This is a genomic window from Streptomyces roseifaciens (assembly GCF_001445655.1).
Taxonomy (GTDB): domain Bacteria; phylum Actinomycetota; class Actinomycetes; order Streptomycetales; family Streptomycetaceae; genus Streptomyces; species Streptomyces aureoversilis.
On sequence record NZ_LNBE01000002.1, the window covers coordinates 588,122 to 609,326 of the forward strand.

Genomic DNA, 21,205 nt, shown 5'->3' on the forward strand with positions numbered 1-21,205 from the left:
CCCCCCCCCCCCCCGCGCCCCCCCCGCGCCGCGGCCGTCACCGACGCCGACGGCCGGGTCACGGGTGATGGCCGAGCCGGCGCGGGAGGCCAGGTCGGCGCGGTTGGCGGCCAGTTCGGCCGCGATGGTGTCGGTGCCCTGCGCCAAGCCGCGGGCCAGGGTGACGACCTCGGCGGTCTTCTGCCGGGCGAAGGCGAGCCAGCGGACGATCTGCGGGTCGATGTCCCGCTCGGCCGCCGCGTCCAGCGGGACGTGCAGCAGGGAGCAGGAGGAGGAGACGTCGACCCGGTCGGCGAGGCCGAGGAGGGTGCCGAGGGTGGACAGGGACTTCTCGAAGTCGTTGATCCACACGTTGCGGCCGTTGACGACGCCGGCCACCAGGCGCTTGCCGGGCAGTCCGCCGGCGGCCGCGAGGTCGTCGAGGTTGGCGGCGGCGGGCCCGGTGAAGTCCAGGGCAAGGCCTTCGACGGGGGCCTTGGCGAGGACGGGCAGGGCCTCGCCGAGCCGGTCGAAGTAGGAGGCGACGAGCAGCTGGGGCCGGTCGGCGACGCCGCCCAGGTCGCGGTAGGCGCGGCCGGCGGCGTTCAGCTCGGCGGGGGAGCGGTCCTGGACCAGGGCGGGCTCGTCGAGCTGCACCCAGGCGGCCCCTGCGGCCCGCAGGTCGGCGAGCACCTCGGCGTACACCGGCAGCAGCCGGTCGAGGAGGGTGAGCGGTTCGAAGTCGGCGGCGACGCCGGGCGCGGCCTTGGCCAGCAGCAGGTACGTGACGGGGCCGACGAGGACCGGACGGGGGGTCAGGCCGAGCGCGAGGGCCTCCTTCACCTCGGCGACCTGCTTGGCGGAGTCCGCGGTGAAGACCGTGTCGGGACCGAGCTCGGGGACCAGGTAGTGGTAGTTGGTGTCGAACCACTTGGTCATTTCCAGCGGCGCCACGTCCTGGGTGCCGCGGGCCATGGCGAAGTAGCCGTCGAGGGAGTCGGCTTCGACGGCCGCGCGGTGCCGCGCGGGGATCGCGCCGACCATGACGCTGGTGTCCAGGACGTGGTCGTAGAGCGAGAAGTCGCCCGTGGGCACTTCGTGAACGCCGGCGTCGGCCAGCTGCTGCCAGTTGGTGCGGCGCAGTGCGGCGGCCGTGTCCCGGAGGTCGCCGGCGGTGACGCGGCCCTTCCAGTACCCCTCGATCGCCTTCTTCAGTTCACGGTTGCGGCCCTGACGGGGGTAGCCGTACACGGTGGCCTGGGCTGCCGCGGCTGCGGACTTGCTGGTCACGGAACTCTCCTTCGCGAGCGTGCGTGCGTCCATGACCCCGGGGGACGGGCGGAAGGCGCGAAGGAACGACGGAACCGGGCGGGTTGCTGCCGGAACGCGGTCGCGTGTGCGCCGCCGTCCGTGCCCGCCTGATGTGCGCCGACCCGCCCTCGAGGTCACCGGGATCTCCGTGCGCTCGGCAGCGCACGGGCAGTCGGCAGGTCTTCGGACTCGCGGGCACGCCGTGTGGCACCTACTGGCCGTCGCTTCCCGGATCCGTACGGATCCAGTGCGTATGACGGCGGTCGTTCCCGCTCACCGCTGCGGGGCAGTCCCGGATTCCCACCGGGTTCCCTCTTACGACGCGCCTGCCTGGCGAGCAGGGCGAACCAGCTGCACCGTCACCATATGGTGCCGGACGGGCCCACGGACAGACCTGTTCGAATACCGGACTGTGGCGTCGGACACGCGATGCGCGAACGGACGTTCCTCAGGAGGCTGTTCGCGTGTCCAGTCGCAGGCGCAGCTCCATCTCGTGCTCGCCGGAGACGTGCCCCCGGTGCTCGACGGCGAAGGCCCGTTCGAGCTCCTCCTTGACCTGGCGGACGGGATCCGCCGCGCCGAAGAGGTCGGCGGTCACCGCGCCCGAAAGAGGCGTCCCCTCCGGCTGCACCGCGTCGCCGCCGGTGCGCGTCCGGGTGTCGACGCTCATGCACCAGATCATGGGGCCGGCGCCGGGGGCGCCGGGCCCGGTCTCGCTGCGCGGCGGCCCGGCCTCGGGGAAGACGGCCTCGAGGACGCCGAAGACGGCACCCGCGTCCTGGTGGCCGCAGTCCGTCAGATGCACGCTGACGTGGTCCGCACTCTCCCGGGCATCCGTCACTGCTCCTCCTTCGCCGTCCTGGCCGTGTTCGGGGTCCGCCGCCGCGCGGGGGAGGCCCTGCCTCGACCGTACGGCGCGCCCGGGTGCTCTGGCGCGGGCTGTGCGACCATCCGGGCCAGGTACCCGGCTCCCGCACGAAGATGCAGCGTCCGATTCAACGTCCTCACCCGAACGGTGGAATGCGCCGAAAGTAATTGACTGATTACGCTTAGTGCATGAACCTGTGGAGTCCTGCGCCGCTGCCGTGGCGGCCCGCCGTGCGGGCCGCGGTCGCCGTGCTGGTCTCCGTCCTCCTGCTGTTCTCCGGAGGGAGCGGCACGGTCTACGCCCTGGGCCCCCAGGAGGAGAGCTCCGTCTCCGTGGAGTTCGCCGCCACCGACGACTGCGTCGCGGACGCCCGTTCGTCCCGCTCCTCGGCCTCGCCCTCCAGGCGCTCCTGCCTTCCGCCCTTCCGGGCGTCCGCCTCGCCGGCCGCCCCGCTCCGCCCGCTGTCGCCCGCGGGCGAGCCCGAGGGCCCCGCGGCGTCCGCCGGCCCCGCGCGCAACGACGTCCTGCGCTGCTGAGAAGGCCCGCGCCCGCCCCCGGCCGTCCGGGGCGGACGCACGTGCGGAACTTCCCTTCACATCGGCAGGCACGAGAGCAGAGAGACGTCATGCCCCTCGATCCCGCGCGTGTCCTGAGTGCGTATCTGCGTGCCCAGGTCTACCGCGCCCACGGCCCAGACCCCAAGCCCGCCTCCACCGACGGTGAGCACCCTCCGGGCACCACGAGCCCCCTGCGCGGTGCGGACCCCGCGTCCCCGGCCGGGGAGAAGCCCCCCGTCGGACCCGGCGCGAGCGTCCCCGTCGCGGAGGCCGAGCCGGCCGCGCCCCGCGGAGCACCGCCCGCCCGGCCCGGCCTCTTCGCCCGTCTGCTGCTGTACGTGCGGCAGGAGTAGCAGGGCCCGCCCGGTGGGCCGTCCGCTCCCGGCGCCGGGAGCGGACGGCCCGTGTGCTCCGCCTGCCGGCGCCGGACCCGTCCCCTTTCAGGTGAAGGGGCAGGCCCGGCCCGTCGGTGGCCTCCCGGTGCCGGGAAGGGGATGCCCGTCGACGCTGACGAGGGAGAACCCATGCCGACCGACGATGTCGCGCGATTCCTGGCGGCCCTGAGCCCGGCTCACCGCGAGGAGGTCGGCCGGCAGCCGCGCGAGCAGCAGGAGAAGCTGGCCGCCGCCTGGGAGAAGGAACTGCGGGAGGACACCGACCTCGACACGCTGAGCGAGCTGTCGCCGGCCGCCGCCGAGAGCGAGGCGGCCCGGCGGGTCGTCGAAGGGCGCTCGTAGGTACGGGAGCGGGGAGCCTGGGGGCAGGCCGGGCGGTCCCCCGCACGGTGCCTTATTCCGTGGCCGTCACCCGTCCCAGCGCCTCGTCCCGTACGTCCGGGTGCGGGTGCCGGCGCAGCGACCGCAGTTGCTCGCGCCAGGGAGCGGACCAGTTGGTGCGGCGGCCCCCGAGCGCGGTGAGCGCGAGCGCGAAGAGCCCGGTGGCCAGATCTCCGTCGTCCGCGAGGGAACGGGCCGCGTGGGCGAGCGCCGCGTCGCTGCCGTCGCGGCTGCCGAAGCGCCCGGCGAGGGAACCGGCCGTCCGCGCCGCGAGCACGGGCCGGCCCTCGTGCAGCCGGGCGAGGCGCTCCAGCTGCGCCGTCAGGGCGTCCGGCGCGGCGGCCGGGTCGAGGACCCGGAGCATCAGCTCGACGGCATCGGGGACGTGGTCCCCCGAGCCCGCGAGGAGCTCGGCCACCACGGGCGCCGCCTCCCCGACGGCCCGGGTGTGAAACCGGCTCCTGCCGGCCAGGCCGGTGACCAGGCGCCGGATGCGCGCGCGGGCGGGCCGGTCGCGGCCGGGCTCCGCGTCGGGCGTGCCCGGCAGGGCGTCGGCGTGCACGAGAGCCGTGAACGCCCGCACGAGCGGGGCGAGGTCCGGCGATCCGGACGGCGCCAGCGCCACGACGCTGCACAGTGCGTCGGCGGCGTGGCTCCAGCTCGTCCGGTTCTCCAGGTCGGTGACGGCCGTCACCAGGACGTCCGCTGCTCCGGGCGCCCAGGGCGACCACCGGCCGAGCGCCGCGTACGCCTGGCGTGCGACCTCGGGGTCGTCGGTGTCGCACACGGCCCGGATCAGCGTCGCGTAGCGGCGCCGGTGCCGCGCGGGCAGCCGGCGGGGCACGGTCGAGAGCACGGCCGTGCGCAGCTCGCGCCGCCCGGTGGCCGCGGTCTCCAGCAGCCCCCAGGCCTCCTCGTACGCGAGCAGGTCCGTCGTGAACGCCACGCAGGTGGCCTGCACGTCGTGGTGCTGGCCCGGGAGCGTGCACGCCTCGGCGAGGAGGGCCACTGCCTCGGGCGCGGGCAGCACCGTGGCGGCGAGCCGTGCGGCCTCCTTCCGGCTGGTCACCTTCACCCCGGTGGCCGCGGTCAGCAGCCCGCGCAGCATCCCGGCCAGCGCGGACGGCGCGACGAACCGGGCCGCGCGGGACGCCGCCGTGACCGCGACCCGGGCCCGGTCCCCGCCGGCGTGCGACAGCAGGAGCCCCACGTGCCGCCCCGGGGTGTCCGTCCATGCGAGGGCGGCCAGGGCGGCCTCGGCGAGCGGGACGCTGTCGTCGCCGGCCCGGCGTACCAGCAGCTCGGTGCCGTACTCCGGGATGCACGCGGCCCGCCGGAGCGCCTGCACGCGCTGATGCGTCGTGAGCGTCGCGTCCTCGGCCGCACGCTCCAGCAGCCGTGCGGCCGCGGCCTGCTGGCGCGGCAGCCAGTGCGCCGTCTCCCGGCGGACGGGCGGCAGCCAGTGGCTGTCCTTGGTGAGGAAGCGCCCGTAGGGAGGGGTGTCGCCCAGGACGGTGTCCAGCAGGTCCGTGCGGCGGCGCACCAGCATCGCCTCCACGGCGGGGAGCGTGGCGGCCGACGCGTCCAGCGCGAGGAGCTCGGTGACCCGGGCCTCGCGCGTCCGCGGGTCGCCGAGCCAGTACGAGGCGGCGTTGCGGGCGGTGCCGGAACTGCCGTGCTCGACCGCCCGCCGCAGCAGGGCCTGAAGTCCCGGTACGCCGTGGGCGCGCTCGCCGAGAGAGCCCGCCAGTTCCAGCGTCCCGCCGAAGTCCGCCCGGTCGGCGGCCGCTTCGAGCGACGGGCGGAGAGCCTCGAAGATCCGGTGCTCCTGCCCGTGCCGCAGGTGCCCGAGGGCGCCGGCGGAGTCGGGCAGCTGCGCCAGGGTGCGCAGCGACCAGGCGGTGGGCTCGCTCTCCTCGCCGCTCTCCCCGGCGTTGCCGGGCTCGCGCAGCAGCGCGTGGGCCAGGGAGCGCAGGGAGTTCTTTTCGAACCACGAGAAGTCCCGTGCCTCGATCGCATACGTGGCGAGGCGGTCCAGGTGGGGAGCGGCCTCGTGGGTGAACAGCGAGGGGTGGACGGCGGCGAGCGCGGCCAGGGCGGCGGACCGCACCGGCTGCTGTTCGTTCCGCAGTCGGCCCAGGCCGGCGAGGAGTTCCGTGACGACGGCAGGGTCGCGGGCGAGAGCGGCGTTGCGCACCAGCAGCCCGTACGCGTACGCCCGGTCCTCGGCCACCGGGCGGCGGGTGGCGGCCAGCAGCTCCTCGCGGACCTCCGCCACCGGCAGGTACGACAGCGCCGACAGGACCGTCCGCCAGTCCGCCCCGCGCTCCTCCGCCTGCGCGGCCATGCGCCGTGCCTCGGCCTCCCGCCGTGCCCGCGGCAGCAGCTCCAGGATCCTGTCCGGCAGCACGGCACCGCCCGTGTCCTGCCCTCGCATCGCGGCGTCGTAGCACTCGGCGCGCTGCGACGGCGGCATCAGACGCAGCAGGCCCGCGAGCGCGGGCTCGTGGCGGGCCAGCGCCCGGGCCAGGTCGTCGAAGCCCGGCGGCCGGTGGCGGACGAGCGTACGCAGCACGGGCCTCCCCAGGCCGGAGAGGTCCGCGTCCTCGCGCTCGGGCGCCACGAGGAGCCGGATCGTGCCGGCCGGGTCGGCGGCCGCCAGCCGGCCCATCCGGCGGTGCACCTGCCGGGGCAGCTTCCCGTGGCACAGGCGCTGCAGCAGGTCGAGCACCCGCAGCGGCTCGACGTCCACGGTCGCCGCCACGACGGACCCGTTCGACAGCCACCACCGGCGCCGGTGGTCCTCCGGCAGCGCGGTGAGCCGGCGTTCCGCCTCGTCGAGGATCACGGTCGCGTGGCGGCGTGCCAGCCGGGCCCAGGGAACGGTGGTGTGGAAGAGGGCGGGGAGCAGCTTTGCGACGGTCCCGGGCTCGCAGACCGGCAGGAGCTTCGCCGCCTCGGCGTCGCCCCAGCGCTCGCGGACCGGCCGGACGAGGGTCTCCGCGAGCGCGGTCCGCTGCCCGGCGACGACCGCGCGGACGAGCTCGCGGCGGATCGCCGTCGGGGCGTCGTCGAGCGCCGCCGCCACCGCGGCGTCGGGTATGAGGCCCCGGCGCACGGCGGCGACGGCGTGAACCCGCGCCGCCGGGTCGGGATCGGTCAGCCGGGTCTGCAGCCAGGCGACGTCACGGCCGACGCTCGCAGCCAGGCCGGCGACACCCAGCTCGTAGCGCCCGCGCCCGGACAGTTCGGCCACCACCGCGCCCAGCTCCCCGCGGGCGCCGAGCTCCCGGGCCCACCGGGCGAGGTGCCGCACGCGCCCGGGGAAGGGGAGGGGGTCGAGAGCTGCGAGGAGTTCGTCGGCACGTGCGGGTGCGGAGGTTTCGGTCACGGGGTGATTCTCGCGGAGGGCACCGCTCCGTCAGGCGCCGGGGCACCGCTTGCTCACGGTGATTGCGCTTCGCCCTCGCCGTAGCCGGGGTGGCTGGTTTGCAGTGGGGACTGCGGGTCCGGCGTGGCCTAGCGTGTGGTGGGCGCTGCGGCCCGCTCTTCGGGGAGGAGCTCGGATGGGAACGGCGAGACGCGGATCCGGCGCGTACGAGCGCGCCTACGACCGTGACAGGCTGCGGCGGTACCTGTCGGGAGAGGCGGTGGGGGAGGGGATCTCCCGCCGGGGCGTCCTGCGTCTCCTGGGAGCGGTGAGCGCCTCGGGGGCCGTGGCTTCGCTCCCGGGAATCGCCGTCGCCGGGCCCGCGGCGGCTGCGGAGGCGCCGGGCGCTCCGGGGATCGTCAAGCCGCTGCCCGCCGGACTGCTGACGGTCCGGGGCACGAACGCGGAGACGAACTGGGCGGCGCTGCGGGGCACGGGCTACCACACCCCGGTCGACCGGTTCTTCGTCCGCAACCACACGGCGACGCCCCTCCTGGACCCCGCGCGGTGGCGCCTGACGGTGTGGGGCGGCGGGCTGCGCGGCGGTGCGGTGGAGTTCTCGTACGCGGACCTGCGCGCGTTGCCCGCCGTGACCTCCAGCGTGTGCCTGGAGTGCGCGGGCAACGGCCGGAGCTACTTCGCCACCCAGCAGGGCGACCCGGTCACCGGCACCCCGTGGACGATGGGCGCCGTCGGAGCGGCACGCTGGCGGGGCGCGCGGCTGTCGGACGTCCTGCGCCTGGCGGGCCTTTCACCGCGGGCGGTGGACGTGATGCCGCGCGGTCTGGACGCGGCGTTCGTCACCGAAGGGACCGACCACGGGCGGGTGCGCCGGCCGATGCCGGTGCAGAAGGCCCTGGACGACGTCCTGCTGGCGTACGAGATGAACGGCCGCCCTCTCCTCCCCGACCACGGCAGTCCGGTGCGGCTGGTGGTGCCGTCCTGGGCGGGCATCGCGTCCGTGAAATGGGTCGGGGACATCGAGGTGTCCGACCGTCCCCTGTTCTCGCCGTGGAACACCGTCTTCTACCGGCTCTTCGGCCCCGCGCACCCGGCCGGCGGCAGCGCTCCGCTGTCCCGTCAGCCGGTCCGCAGCGCCTTCGAGCTGGCGCCCGGTGCGGTGTTCGCCGCGGGCCGCGGGCACAGGCTGACGGGGCGGTCGTGGTCGGGGCAGGGAGGGATACGCCGGGTGGAGGTGAGTACGGACGGCGGCGGCGCGTGGCGGCCGGCCCGGCTGCACGACGCCCCGCGTCCGGGCGGCTGGGTGCGCTGGAGCACGCCCTGGCACCCGCGCGGCACGGGCCCCGCCCACCTGCTGGCCCGGGCCACGGACACCGCCGGCAACGTCCAGCCCGCCCGCTCCGTGCCGAACGAGCAGGGCTACTTCTTCGACGCCGTGATCCGCCACGCCGTCGAGGTCGTCTGACCCGGCCGCACGCGGCGTGCGTCGTCCGGCCCCGGCCGCAGGCGGCGTCACCGCGGCGGCCCGCCGCAGCGCTGCCCCAGTAGGGTGCCTGCTCATGACCGAACCAGGCTTCCTGACCACCACTCGGGCGTTCTACGACGCCATCGCCACCGATTACGCCGACCGCTACCGCGACCTGCTGGACGCCCAGCCGCTGGACCGGGCGATGCTCGGCGCCTTCGCCGAGCTCGTGCAGGGCGCCGGTGAGGGAATGGTCGCCGACATCGGGTGCGGCGAGGGCCGCGTCACGGCATACCTGAACGCTCTCGGTCTGCCCGTGTACGGGATCGACCTGTCGCCGCAGATGATCGCCCTGGCCCGGCGGACCCACCCGGAGCTGCGCTTCGAGGTGGGCTCGATGCCTGCGCTGGACATACCGGACGGCGCGCTCGCCGGGGCCGTGGCCTATTACTCGATCGTCCACACCCCGCAGGAACTCCTGCCGGAGGTCTTCGCCGAGCTCCACCGCGTACTGGCCCCGGGCGCACCCCTGCTGCTCGCCTTCCAGGTGGGCGACGAACCCCTGCACATCGACCGGCCCTTCGGCCACGAAGTGTCCCTCGACTTCCACAGGCGGCAGCCGGACCGCATCGCCGAGCTGCTCGGCGGCGCCGGACTGGTCGTGCGCGCCCGGCTGGTGCGCGAACCCGAGGAAGGCGAAGGGACCCCGCAGGCCTGTCTGCTGGTACGGAAGCCTGCCTGACGCCCCCTGTCCGGTCCGGCACAGGCCCGGCCCCGGCCGGACAGGCGGGCGACGGGAGCACGGCGGAATCCGCACGGGGAGCCGCCGTGCTCCGGCCCGTCACCCGGGGTCAGCGTTCGGGGCGGGCGCGCCAGAACTCCAGGACGGCCGCTCGCAGGGTGCGCCCGGTGGTCACCGTGGAGGTGGCGTGCCAGACGGAGGAGTCGAAGGCGACGGCGGTGCCGGCCGCGGGCGGCAAGGAACGTACGGGGGCGGTGGCCGGGTTGTGCGAGGCGCGGATCTCGAAGTGCCCGCCGCCTTCGGCGGGCCAGTCCCGGTTGAAGTAGATCACCACGGTCAGGGCCTTCTCCGGCTCGTCGTGGTGCAGGGAGATGAACTCGCCCTCGGCGTGGGTGAACAGGCCGGTGTCACGCGGCAGACCTGCCAGCTCCATGCCGGTCACCTCGCTCAGCCGTGCCGTGAATTCCGGCCCGTCGAGATCGTCGAGCAGGCGGGACCAGACCGCCGGCAGCCGGTCCGCCGCCGGCAGGCGCCCGCCGTCCCGGGAGAGCCACAGGGCCCCCAGCCGGAAGCGCTTGACCTGATTGGAGAAGACCACCTTCTCGAACCGGTCGTCACTGGGATAGGCGGCATCCAGCTCCCGGATGTCGGACTCCGACAGCAGGTCCGTCGCCACGTGGGCGGCGATCGGCTCTCTGGCCTTCGTGAAAGCAACGGTGGTGCGCAGCATCGTGGAACGGTCCTCCTGCCGGCGGGTGCCCGTGTCGGCGCGCGGGCGATGGCAGGTGGTGATGCTAGGCGCGCCGGCGGGAGGCGGGCTGTACGGAGATCCGTAGAACACAGGGTGCCGCCCCGCGCCGGGAGGGGCCGCCCGTTCGTCAGCCGGGAACGGCGGCGGGCTCCGGCCGCCCGGCGGGGAGGACCCCGTCGAGGATGATGGTGCAGACCGCTTGCAGTTCGGTGCGCAGCTCCAGGTGGGCGTCCTGGCCCTGCGCCTGGGACCAGCGGTAGAGCGTGCCGAGGTAGACGTCGCGCAGCAGGCAGCCGACGCGGTAGGCGTTGACGCCCTCGGGAAGTTCGCCGCGTTCGCGGGCGGCCTCGACGACCTCGGCGAATATCTCGCCGGCGTAGGGGGCCTCCTGCATCGGCCGGCCGGCCTTCACCCAGGCCATGAGCATGGAGCGGGTGACGTCCTTCTCCGCCTCGTTGATGTCGGCCAGAATGCGCATGCACCGCTCCAGCGCGGTGCGCAGGCATTCCTGACGGCCGATGTCGGAGGCGCTCAGACCTGCTCTGAGGCGGGTGCGCCGCTGTTCTCCCCACGCGCTGATGAGGTCTTCCTTGCGCTGGAAGTGGTTGAAGAACGTGCCGCGCGCGACGTCGGCGGCTTCGGCGATCTCGTCGACGGAGGTCTGCTCGTAGCCCTTCTCGGTGAAGAGCTTCAGGGCGGACTCGTAAAGGCGGCTCCTGACCTTGAGCTTGTTGCGCTCGCGGCGCCCGAGGGGGGCGCCGTCCGTGGTCGGGGGCGTGTCATCCATAGCTGCTCCTGCTGTTTCCTGCTGTCCGGCTCGCTGCCTCGCACGCCAGCTGCCGGGGCGCATCGGCAAATCCGCCCCGCCGCGAATGGATGATCACGCCGTGCCTTGCAGACGCGGTGCGCTCGCCCTCTGACATGAAGACCCGCCCCCGTCTGGCGATCTACTTGTACCACGATCCATGAATGGTTGGAAGTTCATGATGTGTGAAGGAGTCGTGATGCCGAGGCGGGGATACCGCGTCGTGCGCCGTATCCCCGCCGTATCTCCGCCGGACAAAGCCGCCCGCCTTCCGGTTAGACGGCCTCGGCTCCTAGCAGTTCGCGGCCCAGGCGCTCGGCGCTCTCCCCGCCCAGCAGCCGGGAGACGGACACCACCAGACCGTGCTCGGCCAGCAGTTGCTGCCGCAGCCGGGTGGCCATGAGTGAATCCAGGCCATAGTCCCGCAGGGGACGCCGGGGGTCGATGCGGTCGGCGGCCATGGCCAGGAGGCGGGCCGCCCCCTGGACCAGTGCCGTCGGCCCGGCCGCCTCCGGAGCCGCCTCGGGGCCGGCGTCCCGGCTCGTCCGTGCGGGCAACTGGGAGGCGCCTTCCGCTTCATGGCCGGATCGCGGTTCCGGATGGGCGGGGGAGACGGGTTCTGCCGGAACGCGTGCGGGAATAGCGGCGGAATTCCCGAATACGCGCGTACGGGCCGGGTCCATGACCCCGCGCAGCGCGGAAGCCAGGGCGCGGGGAGCCTGTACCGCGCCTTCCGCAAGGTGGGCCGCGAATTCCGGCAGCCGTCGTGCGGAACCGGTCCGTGAACCGGTGCCGGCGGGCCCGGGAAGACGCCGCAGCCGGATGCCACGGAATTCGGCCAGTTTTCCGCCGTGCGTTCCCACCACGACCACACTGGCACGCGCTCTCTCACCCGCCTGGAACGAGGTGAAAGTGGTCATCACCCAGAAGTGGGGCGTCAGTTCGTCCAGAAACCGCACCTCGTCGAAGGACTCGGGGTGGTAGGCGTGGCGGCCGGGCAGGCCCGTGGGCACGGCGGCCAGCAGCGGCAGCAGGCATGCCTCCCAGGCCGCCTGCCCGAGGCCGTCCGGGCGGGCCACGTAGGCCACCGATTCCCCGTTGCGCCGCCACAGGTGCTGGAGCGTCCCCGCGTAGGCGTCGGGGATGCCGTAGCCGCGCTGCGTCGCGCCCAGGAGGAACCGGCCGGGCGTCCGGTAGGAGTGGCAGCGCGCGAGGGCCGCACCGACGGCGTCCTCGAGCCGGCGCGGCCCGCCCTTTGCGTCGGAGAGGCCGGACACGCTGGATGCACCGGACGCGGCGTCGGCGGCCTCGCCGGGGCCCGGTACCGCATGCACGGTCGCGGTCAGGCACGTCACCGGAGCGGCCGCACCGCGCGCGGTCGGCACGGCTTCGACCAGCGCGGGGCGGGCCCCTTCGAGCGGGCTGCCCAGGCGGGCCCGGAGCGTCGGCCCGGCGGCGGCGGTGATGCCCGCGGACCCGGCGGCGAGGCGCGCGTCCTTGATGACGAAGGCCCCCTCCCTCGCGCGCTGCGCCCCGTCCCCCTCGCCCTCCGCCCGGTCGTCCGCGGCCTGCTCTTGCGCAGCGGCGGTGACGGCCTCGTACAGGGCACGCAGGTGGACGACCGGGGGGACGGGCATCAGGCCGCGCAGCGAGACGGCGGCGGCTCGGGCGTCCTGGGGGAAGTCGGCGGTGACGCCGCCCGCCTGCCCGGGGGCGGTGCCGGAGCCCGTGGCGGGGGCGCGGCGCAGGTGCTGCTCGTCCCAGGGGTAGGCGGGCAGGGGTACGTGGCGGGCCGGGCCGCCGAACCAGCGCTCCCATGCGACGCCGCCGCCTGCGGCGAAGACCCGCCCGAGCGCCGAGGCCAGGTCCGCGCTCTCGTCGCCGTCGCGGTGGGCGGAGGTGACGACGGCACCGCCGGCACCGGCCTCGCGGAGGGTCTCCTCCATGGCGGCCTGGAGGACGGGGTGGGGGCTGACCTCGATGAAGACGGACTCATCGGCCTTGGCCAGGGCCTGGACGCTGTCGTGGAAGCGCACGGGTTCGCGCAGATTGGCCGCCCAGTAGGAGCCGTCCAGCTCGTGGCCGTCCACGGGCGCGCAGCGGACGGTGGAGTACAGGGGTGTACCGGCCGCCGACGGGGCCAGATCCGCCAGCCGGCCGGTGAGTTCGGCCGCGGGCCCGTCCATGAAGGGGGAGTGGGAGGCGACGTCGGCCTTGACGAAGCGGCTGAAGACGCCCGCGGAGTCCAGGCGGTCCTTGATGCGCTGCAGGGCGGCCAGGTCTCCGGCGAGGACGGTGGCGGTGGGGGCGTTCTCCGCGGCCACGCTCACGCCCGGGCCCTCCTGCCGGGCGATCTCCTGCGCCTGGGGGCCCGCCAGTTCGGTGGCGAGCAGACCGCCGTGCCCGGCCGCGTTCTGCATGAGACGGCTGCGACGGCAGATGACGGCCGCCCCCTGCTCGGTGGTCAGGGCGCCGGAGACGACGGCGGCGGCCACCTCTCCCATGCTGTGGCCCATGCAGACGTCTGCTGTGATGCCCATGTCCTGCCAGTGGGCGGCGAGGGCGACTTCCATGGCCCACAGCAGGGGCTGGACCTTGTCCACCGTGGTGGGGAAGGCGTCCGCCGGTGCGGTGAGGAGCTCGGCGGGCGACCAGCCGGTCTCGTGCCGGACGGCCTCGGCGCAGGCGTGCAGGGCGCGTGCGAAGGCGGGGGAGGAGGCCAGCAGGGACCGGCCCATGCCCGCCCACTGCGAGCCCTGCCCCGGGAAGACGAGCACGGTGCGGCGCGGGGGGCCGAAGACGCCCGTCCCGTAGGCGCCGTGGGGAGTGGCGGTGCCGGCGGCCAGGTCGCGCAGGGTGCGGGCGAGGTCGTCGTGGTCCGTGCCGGTGGCCCACAGGCGGTAGGGGTGGGCGTCGCGGCGCAGGGCGGCGGTGGCGCAGATGTCGTGCAGCCGGTGGTCCCTGCCCGCGCCGTCCGGGCCGAGGTGGCCGGCGTAGGCGGCGGCCAGGCGTTCGAGGGAGGCCCGGGAGCGGGCGCTGAGGACGAGCAGGTGGACGGGCCGCGCCCAGGACGGCTCCGTCTGCCGGGGGGCCGGCGGAAGCGGGGCCGGGGCGGTCTCGTACCGGGCGACGACGACGTGGGCGTTGGTGCCGGAGAGGCCGAAGGAGCTGACCCCCAGCACCACCTGCCGGTCCGGGTCCCCGGCGGAGTCCTGCTCCCGGCACAGGGGCTCGTTGCGGGTGACGACCTCGACGGGGAAGCCCGGGCGCGCGAGCAGGGGGTGCGGGGTGTGCTGGTGCAGGGAGGCGGGGACGAGGCCGTGGCGGGCGACGAGGACCGTCTTGATCAGTCCGGCGATGCCGGCCGCGGCCTCCGTGTGGCCGATGTTGCTCTTGACCGAGCCCGTGCGCATCCGCCGCCCGGCGGGCAGGTCCTCCAGGGCCCGGGCCAGGGCGCGCAGTTCGACCGTGTCGCCGACCGGCGTGCCGGTGCCGTGGGCCTCGACGTAGGCGAGGCCGGCGGGGCGTATCCCGGCGTCCGCGCAGGCGGCGGTGAGCATGTCGACCTGCCCGGAGACCGCCGGCTTGAGCAGCAGGCCGCTGCCCCGACCGTCGTTGGTCACTGCGCTGCCGGTCAGCAGGGCGAGGACGGGATCGCCGTCACGCAGGGCGTCCGCGAGGAGTTTGAGGACGACGACACCGGCCCCCTCGCTGCGTACGAATCCGTCGGCGCCGGCATCGCCGAACTTGCAGCGGCCGTCGGGGGAGAGCATCGAGGCCTGCGAGTAGGCGATGGCGTCCTGCGGGGAGAGGATCACGTTGACGCCTCCGGCCACGGCCAGCCGGCTCTCGCCGCAGAGCAGGCTGCGGCGTGCGGCGTGCACGGCGACCAGGGACGACGAGCAGGCGGTGTCCAGGGTCATGCTCGGGCCGCGCAGGTCGAGGGCGTAGGAGATGCGGCCCGCGGCCATCGCGCGCAGGTGGCTCCCGGTGACGTCGCCGAGGGTGTGCCCGGCCGGGCCGGCCCCGTCGGCGTAGTCCGCGGTGGCCTGCCCGATGAAGACGCCGCTCCTGCTGCCGGCCAGGGAGGAGGGGGCGATGCCGGCGGACTCCAGCGCCTCCCAGACCACCGGCAGCAGCAGCCGGTGCTGGGGGTCGAGCCCTGTGGCCTCGGCGGGCGAGATGCCGAAGAAGGCGGCGTCGAAGGAGAACGGGTCGTCCAGGAAGCCGCCGTGCCGGGAGACGGTCTTCCCCGGCGTGCCCGGTGTGTCGGCGTGGAACGGGGCTATGTCGAACCGCTCGCGGGGGACGGCTGTGATGCAGTCCCGCCCGGCGACGAGGTTGTGCCAGAACTCGTCGGTTCCGGCGGCCTGCGGGAACCGGCATCCCATCCCCACCACGGCGACGGTGTGCTCGGGAGCGAAGGCGTCCATGTGAAACCCCACCTCGGTCAAGTGCTGAAGGTCTTTTCCGAACGTGTGCGGAGCGGAGGGGCTGCGGAGAGGAGAAGCGACCGGCGGCCCCCGGCGCAGCGATTGTGGTCCAAAGATGCACTGGAGATCAATATTGTCCTCCAGGTCTCTTCTTGGACCTGCTGAACGGCCGTCATGAACTGCCCGCTGCATGCCTGTTGATCAGTGTTTGCGGGGCCGGTCGCGGCCCGGGCTGTGATGCGGCTCTCCCGTAAAGTTGGGCTTGAGTTCAAGATTGCATGCCAATATAAATTTATTCGTGAGTCCATGACTGAGCGGGGGAAGACGATCGTGAGGTACTTGGTCGACAGGGAGCTCCGGGACGACGACCGCCTGCGGCTGACGGGGCCGGCGCACCGCACCTACTGGCGCAGGATGTCCCGCCTGGGCGTACTGCTGCACGGCGGCTCCTGGCACGAGGGCTGCGGCGAGATCCTCGTCGTCAAGGCCGCCACCCGGGCGGAGCTGCAACGGGTGTTGTGCGAGGACCCCTACGTCCAGGAGCATCTCGTCCTGGAGACGCGCATCAGAGCCCTGGAAGCCCTGGTCGAAGCCGCCGAACACGCGCGGACGGACATCCGCCGGGCGCCGCGGGAGGAGCCGGAGGCGGTCCCGGAGAGCCCGGGCGGCCTCGGCGCCCACGACCTCAGCGCCCATGAGTGGCGCGTCGCCCGCATGATGCTGGCGGGCCTGACGAACCGGCAGATCGCCGAGCACTTCGCCGTCTCGCCCCGGGCCGTGGAGCAGCACATCACCCGGATCTACCGGAAGCTGTCCATCAGCCGTCGCGCGCAGCTCGCCGTCGCCATCCAGGGCGAGCTGCCCCGGGTCGGCGAACTCGCCGCCATCAGCTGAAACACGAACGTGACGCCGGGCGGGCCGGAATCTCCGGCCCGCCCGGCGTCACGTTCACGCCTTCGGGCGCCCTACACGGCGGCACGGGCGGCGGCCGCCGCGGCCGCCAGCGGGCGGATGCGGCGCAGCAGTTCCGTCTCGCCCAGCGCGCGGGCGATCTGGAAGAGGTCGGGGCTGTGGCCCGTGCCCGTCACGCACACGCGCAGGACGTTGATCACCTCGCGCACCGAGCCGTGGAAGGCCTGCGGATCGGCCCTGTAGGTCCGCACGTCCGGCGCGAAGCCGTGCCGCTGTGCGAGGTCGCGCCACTGTGCGAACCAGTCCTCCGCGGGCCCGGCGTGGCGGTAGCTGCCGGCGAGGTCGGTGACGAGGCCGGCGACCTGCCCGGCCGGCAGGCCCAGCCGGAGGTCGTCCAGCGAGTGCACCGGGGTGTGCAGCTCCGGGAAGAAGAACCCGTAGGCCCTGCGGAACTCGCTCCAGCACGCCAGGTCCTTGCGCGGCGTTCCCGTGCCGTTCCGGCCGATCTCCAGGGCCTGGAGCGCGAGGTCCCGCCGGGCGTGCAGCACGCGGGCGAGCTCGGCGTCGTGCCCCTCGGCCCATGCCGACAGCTCCCGGAGGGCGTCGCCCGCGGGCAGCGAGGCGATGTAGTCGCGGCTGACCGAGCGCAGCTTGCCCAGGTCCACCATCGGCCCGGCCAGCCCGGCCTCCTCCAGGCGTACGGGTTCGGTCCGGGCGCGGTCGGCCGGCAGGTCCGCCAGGCGGCTGTTGGCCAGGCCGCGCAGGTAGTGCCGCACCGCTGCGGCCGGATACCCCGTGGTCAGGTAGAAGGCGGCCGCGGACTCGGGGTCCTTGCGCTTGCTGAGCTTGCGCCTGCTGGAGCCCTCCACCTTCATCAGCGGGGCGATGTGGGCGTACTGCGGAGGGGTGAACCCGAGCGCACGGTGGAGCTGGTGGTGCACCGGCAGGGAGGAGATCCACTCCTCGCCGCGGATCACCAGGGTCACGCGCATCAGGTGGTCGTCGACGACGTGCGCGAAGTGGTAGGTGGGCAGCCGCCGGCCCTGCTCCGCCGACTTGAGGATCACGATGTCGTTGCCGTTGTCGAGCATCGTCAGGGCACCGCGGACGCGGTCGCGGAAGCGCACCCGCCCGGGCAGCCCCACGGGGCAGCGGAAGCGGACGGTGAACTCCTCGCCCGCCGCGACCCGTTCCTGCACCCGGTCCGTCTCCAGCCCGCGGCAGTGCGCCCACTTGCCGTAGTAGCCGATCGGCGAGCGCGTCCGCTGCTGCTCATCCGTGTTCCGCGCGAGCTGCTCGGGCGAGCAGAAGCACGGGTACGCCAGCCCGTTGCGCACGAGTTCGCGCACGTAGCTGAGGTAGACGCCCTCCCGCTGCGACTGCAGGTACGGGCCCCACGCCCCCTGCCGGGTGCCGCCCTCGTCGGGGACGAGGCCGAAGTAGCCGAAGACCCGCTCGAACTCCTCCGCGGCACCTGCGACTTCCCGGCGCTTGTCGGTGTCCTCGATGCGCACCAGATAGGTGCCGCCGCTGCGCTGCGCCGCCTCCTGGGCGAGCAGGGCCACGTACAGCCCGCCCAGGTGCATCGACCCGGTCGGGCTGGGGGCGAAACGCGTCACGTGGGCGTCCGCGGGGAGCCTGCGCGGTGCGAAGCGCTCCTCCCAGACCTCGCAGGAGCGCAGGTCGGCGGGGAACCACGAATCGATGACGTCACGGTCCTGCATGGCACATCCTTCCGTCGTGCAACGGTGGTGAAGAGAGCGGGTGTCCGGCTGCCGACCCTAGGTCGCCGCGCCCTCCCGGCCCCGTGCCCGCCGCGACGGTGATGTGGGAACCCGAACCCTCCGCCTTCCGCGACGGCCCGCAGCGCCCGCCGGTGAGCCACGCTGGTCCCGGCCGCCCCGGTGAAGGGGGCGCCCGAAGAGCCCGACGAGCCGACGAGCCCGTAGAGGCCCAGGAGCCCGAGGGTTCGCGGAGGCCGACGGAAAGGATGTGGACGTGCTGCGCGTGAGCCTGCTGGCCCTGGGCGCCCTGGCGGTGGGCACCGATGCCTACATGACCGCCGGACTGCTGCCGCAGATCGCCAGCGACTTCCACGGGTCCGCCGCGACGGCCGGGCAGCTGGTGACCGTCTTCGCCCTCTCCTACGCCCTCCTCGCCCCGCTCGCGCAGGCCGCGCTGGGACGCCTGGGCATGCGCCGGACGCTGCTCGTCTCCCTGGCGGTGTTCACCCTGGCCAATGCCGCCGGCGCCGCCGCACCCGGCGTGTTCGCCCTGGCGGGCACGCGCGTGGCGGCGGGCGCGGCGGCCGGTGTCTTCATGCCCACCGCCGCGGCGGCCGCCGCCCTCCTGGCCGGGCCCGAGCGCCGCGGCCGGGCCCTGGCCCTGGTCCTCGGCGGGCTGAGCTGCGGCACCGTCCTCGGCGTCCCCGCGGGCCTGCTGCTCGCCGGCCACACCGGGTGGCGCTCCGCCCTGTGGCTGGTGACCGCCGTCGGCGCCGCCGCCCTCCTGGGCTCGGCCCTCCTGCTGCCCTCCCTGCAGACCCCGCCGCCGCCTTCGCCGGCCGAACGCGTCGCCCAGCTGAAGGACCCGCGGACCGCCGCGGCCGTGCTGACGACCTTCTGCCAGACCGTCGCCGGCCTGGGGCTGTACACCTACCTGCTGCCGGTGCTGGAGGCCGCGGGCACGGGACCCGGCGGCGTCGGGCTGTGGGTGTGGGGGCTGGGAGGCGTCCTGGGAAGTCTCGCCATCGGTCCGCTGCTGGACCGCATCCCCCGCCCCGGCCTGCTGACCGGATGGCTGCTGGCCGCGCTGGCACTGGTCCTGGCGGCGATCCCCCTGGTCCCCGGCCCGGTGTGGCTGTGGCCGCTGCTGGCCGCGTGGGGCGCGGCGGGCTGGGCCTTCGTCGTGCCCCAGCAGCACCGCCTGCTGGCCGCCGGGCCCGCCCGTGGCGCCGCGGCCCTCGCCCTCAACAGCTCGGCCACCTACCTCGGCGGGTCGGCCGGCGCCGCCCTCGGCGGTGCGGCCCTCGCGGCGGGCCTCGCCCCCCGCGCCCTGCCCCTGGCCGCCGCCGGGTGCGCCGTCCTCGCCCTGGCCGTCCACCTCGCCGGCCTCCGGTACGGGCCCGGGCCCGACGCCCCGCCCGGCTCCGCCGCCCGCACCGTCCCCCGGGACCTGCCGGCGACACCGCAGCAATCCCCGTGACCAGCCCCCGGCCCCGCACCCGGCCGCGAAACGATCGGAGAAACACGTGAAGTTCGGCGTCAACGTCCCCAACTACGGCCCCGGCGCGACCCCCGAGACCCTGGGGGAGTGGGCCGGGCGCCTGGAGGAGCTGGGCTACCACCACCTGCTGGTGTCCGACCACGTCGCCCCCACGCCGGAGGTGCAGCGCCTGTTCGCCGCCCCGTTCTACGACCCCTTCGCCGTGCTGTCCTACCTGGCCGGCACGACCCGCACCATCGGGCTGGGCACCACCGTGACGGTCCTGCCCTACCGCCACCCCGTCCTGACCGCGCGCATGGCCGCCGCCGTCGACCGGCTCAGCGGCGGCCGCTTCGTCTTCGGCGCCGCCGCCGGCTGGGCCCCGGCCGAGTTCGCCGCCCTCGGCGTCCCGTACGCCCGCCGCGGGGCCAGGAGCGACGAGTACCTCGCCGTGATCAAGGCCTGCTGGGCGAACGAAGTGGTCAGCCACCACGGCGAATTCGTCTCCTTCGACCACCTGCACACCGGCCCGTTGCCGCTGCAGCGGCCCGGCCCGCCGGTGTGGGTCGGCGGGCACAGCCCCGGCGCCCTGCGCCGCGCCGTGCGCTTCGGCGACGCCTGGCACCCCACCTCCGTCACCGCCCGGTGGCTGACCGGCCACGGCCTGCCCGCCCTGGAGAAGACCGCAGCGGAACTGGGCCTGCCCGTCCCCGCCCTCGTGCCCCGCATCAAACTCCGCGTCACCGCCCGGCCCCTGGGCAACGGCCGGCTGCTGGGCGAGGGCAGCCTGGAGGAGATCCGCGAGGACCTCGCCCTCCTCGACGCCCTGGGTGCGCCCACCGTCGTCCTCGACCCGACCTTCCCCGGCGAGCCCCGCACCCCCGAACGCAACGAACGCGACCTCGAAGCCCTCGAGACCCTCGCCCGTACGGTCATCGACCCGGAACAGCAGCGCCTGCGCTGATGTTGCCCGCAGCATGACCACACCCACCCCCGGCGCGGCCCCGGCGCCGCGCCACCCCGACATCGACCTGAGACGGCTGAGAGTCCTCGCGGAGCTCGACCGCCGCAAGACGGTCAGCGCGGCCGCCGCCGCCCTGCACCTGACCCCCTCCGCCGTGTCCCAGCAACTGGCCGCCCTCTCCAAGGAGCTGGGGGTCCGCCTGACCGAACCGGCCGGCCGCCGCCTGCGCCTGACCGGCGCCGCCCGCATCGTGCTGCGCCACGCCGAGGAGATCTTCAGCTGGACCGACCGGCTCCACGAGGCGGTTGCCGCCTGGCGCGAAGGAGAGACGGGCGAGGTGTCGGTGGCCGGCTTCGCCACCACCCTCACCCCGCTGATCCTGCCCGCCGCCGCCCTCCTCAAGGAGAGCCGGCCCCAGCTGCGCACCACCCTCGCCGAGGTCGACCCGCCGGTCAGCTTCGAGATGCTCGCCGACGGACGCACCGACGTGGTCATCGCCGTCGAGTCGCCCGCCGCTCCCGCCGGCGACCCGCGGTTCGAGAAGTTCCCCCTCATGCAGGAGGTCTTCGACGTCGCCCTGCCGCTCGGCCACCGGCTGGCGGACGCGTCGACGCTGACGCTGGCCGACCTCGCGGAGGAGGCGTGGATCTTCGCCACGGCCGGCATGTGCCAGGAGATCCCCCTGGCCGCCTGCGCCGCAGCCGGGTTCACCCCGCGCGCCACCCACGCCATCGGCGACTGGGAAGCGACCTTCGCCGCCGTCCGCCACGGCATGGGCATCAGCCTCGTACCGCGCCTGGCCCGCTCCGCGGCCCGTGAGGGCGTGGTCGTCAAGAACTTCGACGACGCTCCCTGCCGGCAGGTCTTCGCCGCCGTCCGCGCCGGCGACGGCAGGCTTCCCCAGGTCGCAGCCGTGGTCGACGCCCTGGCGCAGGCGGCCGCGACGGCCCGCGCGCAGGACGGCGGCGAACCGTAAGCGGGCCTTCACGGTCATCGGAAGAATCCCTCGATGGACGCCGCGGGGGCGGCGGTGTGAGGCTCTTTCCA

At 74.7% G+C, this 21,205-nt stretch carries 15 protein-coding genes, 1 pseudogene and 1 riboswitch; of the genes and pseudogenes, 9 read left to right on the plus strand and 7 right to left on the minus strand.

Going from position 1 to position 21,205, the window contains the following annotated elements; genetic code table 11:
• Positions 1 to 48 precede the first annotated feature (48 nt).
• Together AS857_RS42040 and AS857_RS04220 are read right to left on the minus strand one after the other, a co-directional pair.
• Positions 49 to 1,269, minus strand: a pseudogene (locus tag AS857_RS42040) (5-methyltetrahydropteroyltriglutamate--homocysteine S-methyltransferase); the annotation flags it as partial.
• Between the two features lie 178 nt (positions 1,270 to 1,447).
• Positions 1,448 to 1,658, minus strand: a riboswitch (cobalamin riboswitch).
• 80 nt (positions 1,659 to 1,738) lie between these two features.
• Positions 1,739 to 2,131, minus strand: a complete 393-nt coding sequence (locus tag AS857_RS04220; protein ID WP_058041733.1) for a hypothetical protein — start codon at positions 2,129 to 2,131, stop codon at positions 1,739 to 1,741.
• 215 nt (positions 2,132 to 2,346) lie between these two features.
• Here AS857_RS04220 and AS857_RS04225 point away from each other — a divergent pair, with 215 nt between their 5' ends.
• The 3 genes from AS857_RS04225 to AS857_RS04235 all read left to right on the plus strand — a co-directional run bounded on the left by AS857_RS04225 (position 2,347) and on the right by AS857_RS04235 (position 3,452).
• Positions 2,347 to 2,694, plus strand: a complete 348-nt coding sequence (locus tag AS857_RS04225) for a hypothetical protein (RefSeq protein ID WP_058041734.1) — start codon at positions 2,347 to 2,349, stop codon at positions 2,692 to 2,694.
• An 89-nt stretch (positions 2,695 to 2,783) separates the two neighbouring features.
• Positions 2,784 to 3,068, plus strand: coding sequence for a hypothetical protein (locus AS857_RS04230; RefSeq protein ID WP_058041735.1), 285 nt, complete (start codon positions 2,784 to 2,786; stop codon positions 3,066 to 3,068).
• 171 nt (positions 3,069 to 3,239) lie between these two features.
• Complete coding sequence (locus AS857_RS04235) at positions 3,240 to 3,452, plus strand: hypothetical protein (protein ID WP_058042094.1); 213 nt, start codon at positions 3,240 to 3,242, stop codon at positions 3,450 to 3,452.
• A gap of 52 nt (positions 3,453 to 3,504) precedes the next feature.
• On the opposite strand, the gene AS857_RS04240 is transcribed toward AS857_RS04235, so the two are convergent.
• A complete protein-coding gene (locus tag AS857_RS04240; RefSeq protein ID WP_058041736.1) occupies positions 3,505 to 6,882 on the minus strand; it encodes a hypothetical protein in 3,378 nt (1,125 codons plus the stop codon).
• 175 nt (positions 6,883 to 7,057) lie between these two features.
• Here AS857_RS04240 and AS857_RS04245 point away from each other — a divergent pair, with 175 nt between their 5' ends.
• Both AS857_RS04245 and AS857_RS04250 read left to right on the plus strand, forming a co-directional pair.
• The gene (locus AS857_RS04245; protein ID WP_058041737.1) at positions 7,058 to 8,347 is read left to right on the plus strand and encodes a sulfite oxidase; all 1,290 of its coding nucleotides are present in this window, start codon (positions 7,058 to 7,060) and stop codon (positions 8,345 to 8,347) included.
• A gap of 94 nt (positions 8,348 to 8,441) precedes the next feature.
• On the plus strand, positions 8,442 to 9,089 hold the full coding sequence (locus tag AS857_RS04250; protein WP_058041738.1) for a class I SAM-dependent DNA methyltransferase: 648 nt from the start codon (positions 8,442 to 8,444) through the stop codon (positions 9,087 to 9,089).
• Between the two features lie 109 nt (positions 9,090 to 9,198).
• Here the strand turns inward: AS857_RS04250 and AS857_RS04255 are convergent, their stop codons facing one another.
• From AS857_RS04255 to AS857_RS04265, 3 genes are all read right to left on the minus strand, one after another.
• Positions 9,199 to 9,819, minus strand: a complete 621-nt coding sequence (locus tag AS857_RS04255; protein WP_058041739.1) for a 2OG-Fe(II) oxygenase — start codon at positions 9,817 to 9,819, stop codon at positions 9,199 to 9,201.
• Positions 9,820 to 9,967: 148 nt separating this feature from the next.
• Positions 9,968 to 10,627 (minus strand): TetR/AcrR family transcriptional regulator, encoded by a 660-nt coding sequence (locus AS857_RS04260; RefSeq protein ID WP_058041740.1) that lies wholly within the window; start codon positions 10,625 to 10,627, stop codon positions 9,968 to 9,970.
• A 293-nt stretch (positions 10,628 to 10,920) separates the two neighbouring features.
• Entirely contained in the window at positions 10,921 to 15,078 is a 4,158-nt protein-coding gene (locus tag AS857_RS04265; RefSeq protein ID WP_058041741.1) for a type I polyketide synthase, read from the minus strand.
• A gap of 306 nt (positions 15,079 to 15,384) precedes the next feature.
• Here AS857_RS04265 and AS857_RS04270 point away from each other — a divergent pair, with 306 nt between their 5' ends.
• Positions 15,385 to 15,972 (plus strand): helix-turn-helix domain-containing protein, encoded by a 588-nt coding sequence (locus AS857_RS04270; protein ID WP_245699575.1) that lies wholly within the window; start codon positions 15,385 to 15,387, stop codon positions 15,970 to 15,972.
• 71 nt (positions 15,973 to 16,043) lie between these two features.
• Here AS857_RS04270 and AS857_RS04275 read toward each other — a convergent pair whose 3' ends face one another.
• Complete coding sequence (locus tag AS857_RS04275; protein ID WP_058041743.1) at positions 16,044 to 17,714, minus strand: glutamate--tRNA ligase; 1,671 nt, start codon at positions 17,712 to 17,714, stop codon at positions 16,044 to 16,046.
• Positions 17,715 to 17,988: 274 nt separating this feature from the next.
• On the opposite strand from AS857_RS04275, the gene AS857_RS04280 reads away from it, so the two are divergent.
• Genes AS857_RS04280 through AS857_RS04290 form a run of 3 tightly spaced genes read left to right on the plus strand, consistent with a single transcriptional unit; the run spans position 17,989 to position 21,134 of the window.
• Entirely contained in the window at positions 17,989 to 19,194 is a 1,206-nt protein-coding gene (locus AS857_RS04280; protein ID WP_063804177.1) for an MFS transporter, read from the plus strand.
• 46 nt (positions 19,195 to 19,240) lie between these two features.
• Positions 19,241 to 20,158 carry a TIGR03619 family F420-dependent LLM class oxidoreductase gene (locus AS857_RS04285; RefSeq protein WP_058041744.1) on the plus strand — a complete coding sequence of 306 codons (918 nt, stop codon included), beginning with the start codon at positions 19,241 to 19,243 and terminating at the stop codon, positions 20,156 to 20,158.
• Between the two features lie 13 nt (positions 20,159 to 20,171).
• A complete protein-coding gene (locus AS857_RS04290; RefSeq protein ID WP_058041745.1) occupies positions 20,172 to 21,134 on the plus strand; it encodes a LysR family transcriptional regulator in 963 nt (320 codons plus the stop codon).
• Positions 21,135 to 21,205: the final 71 nt, after the last annotated feature.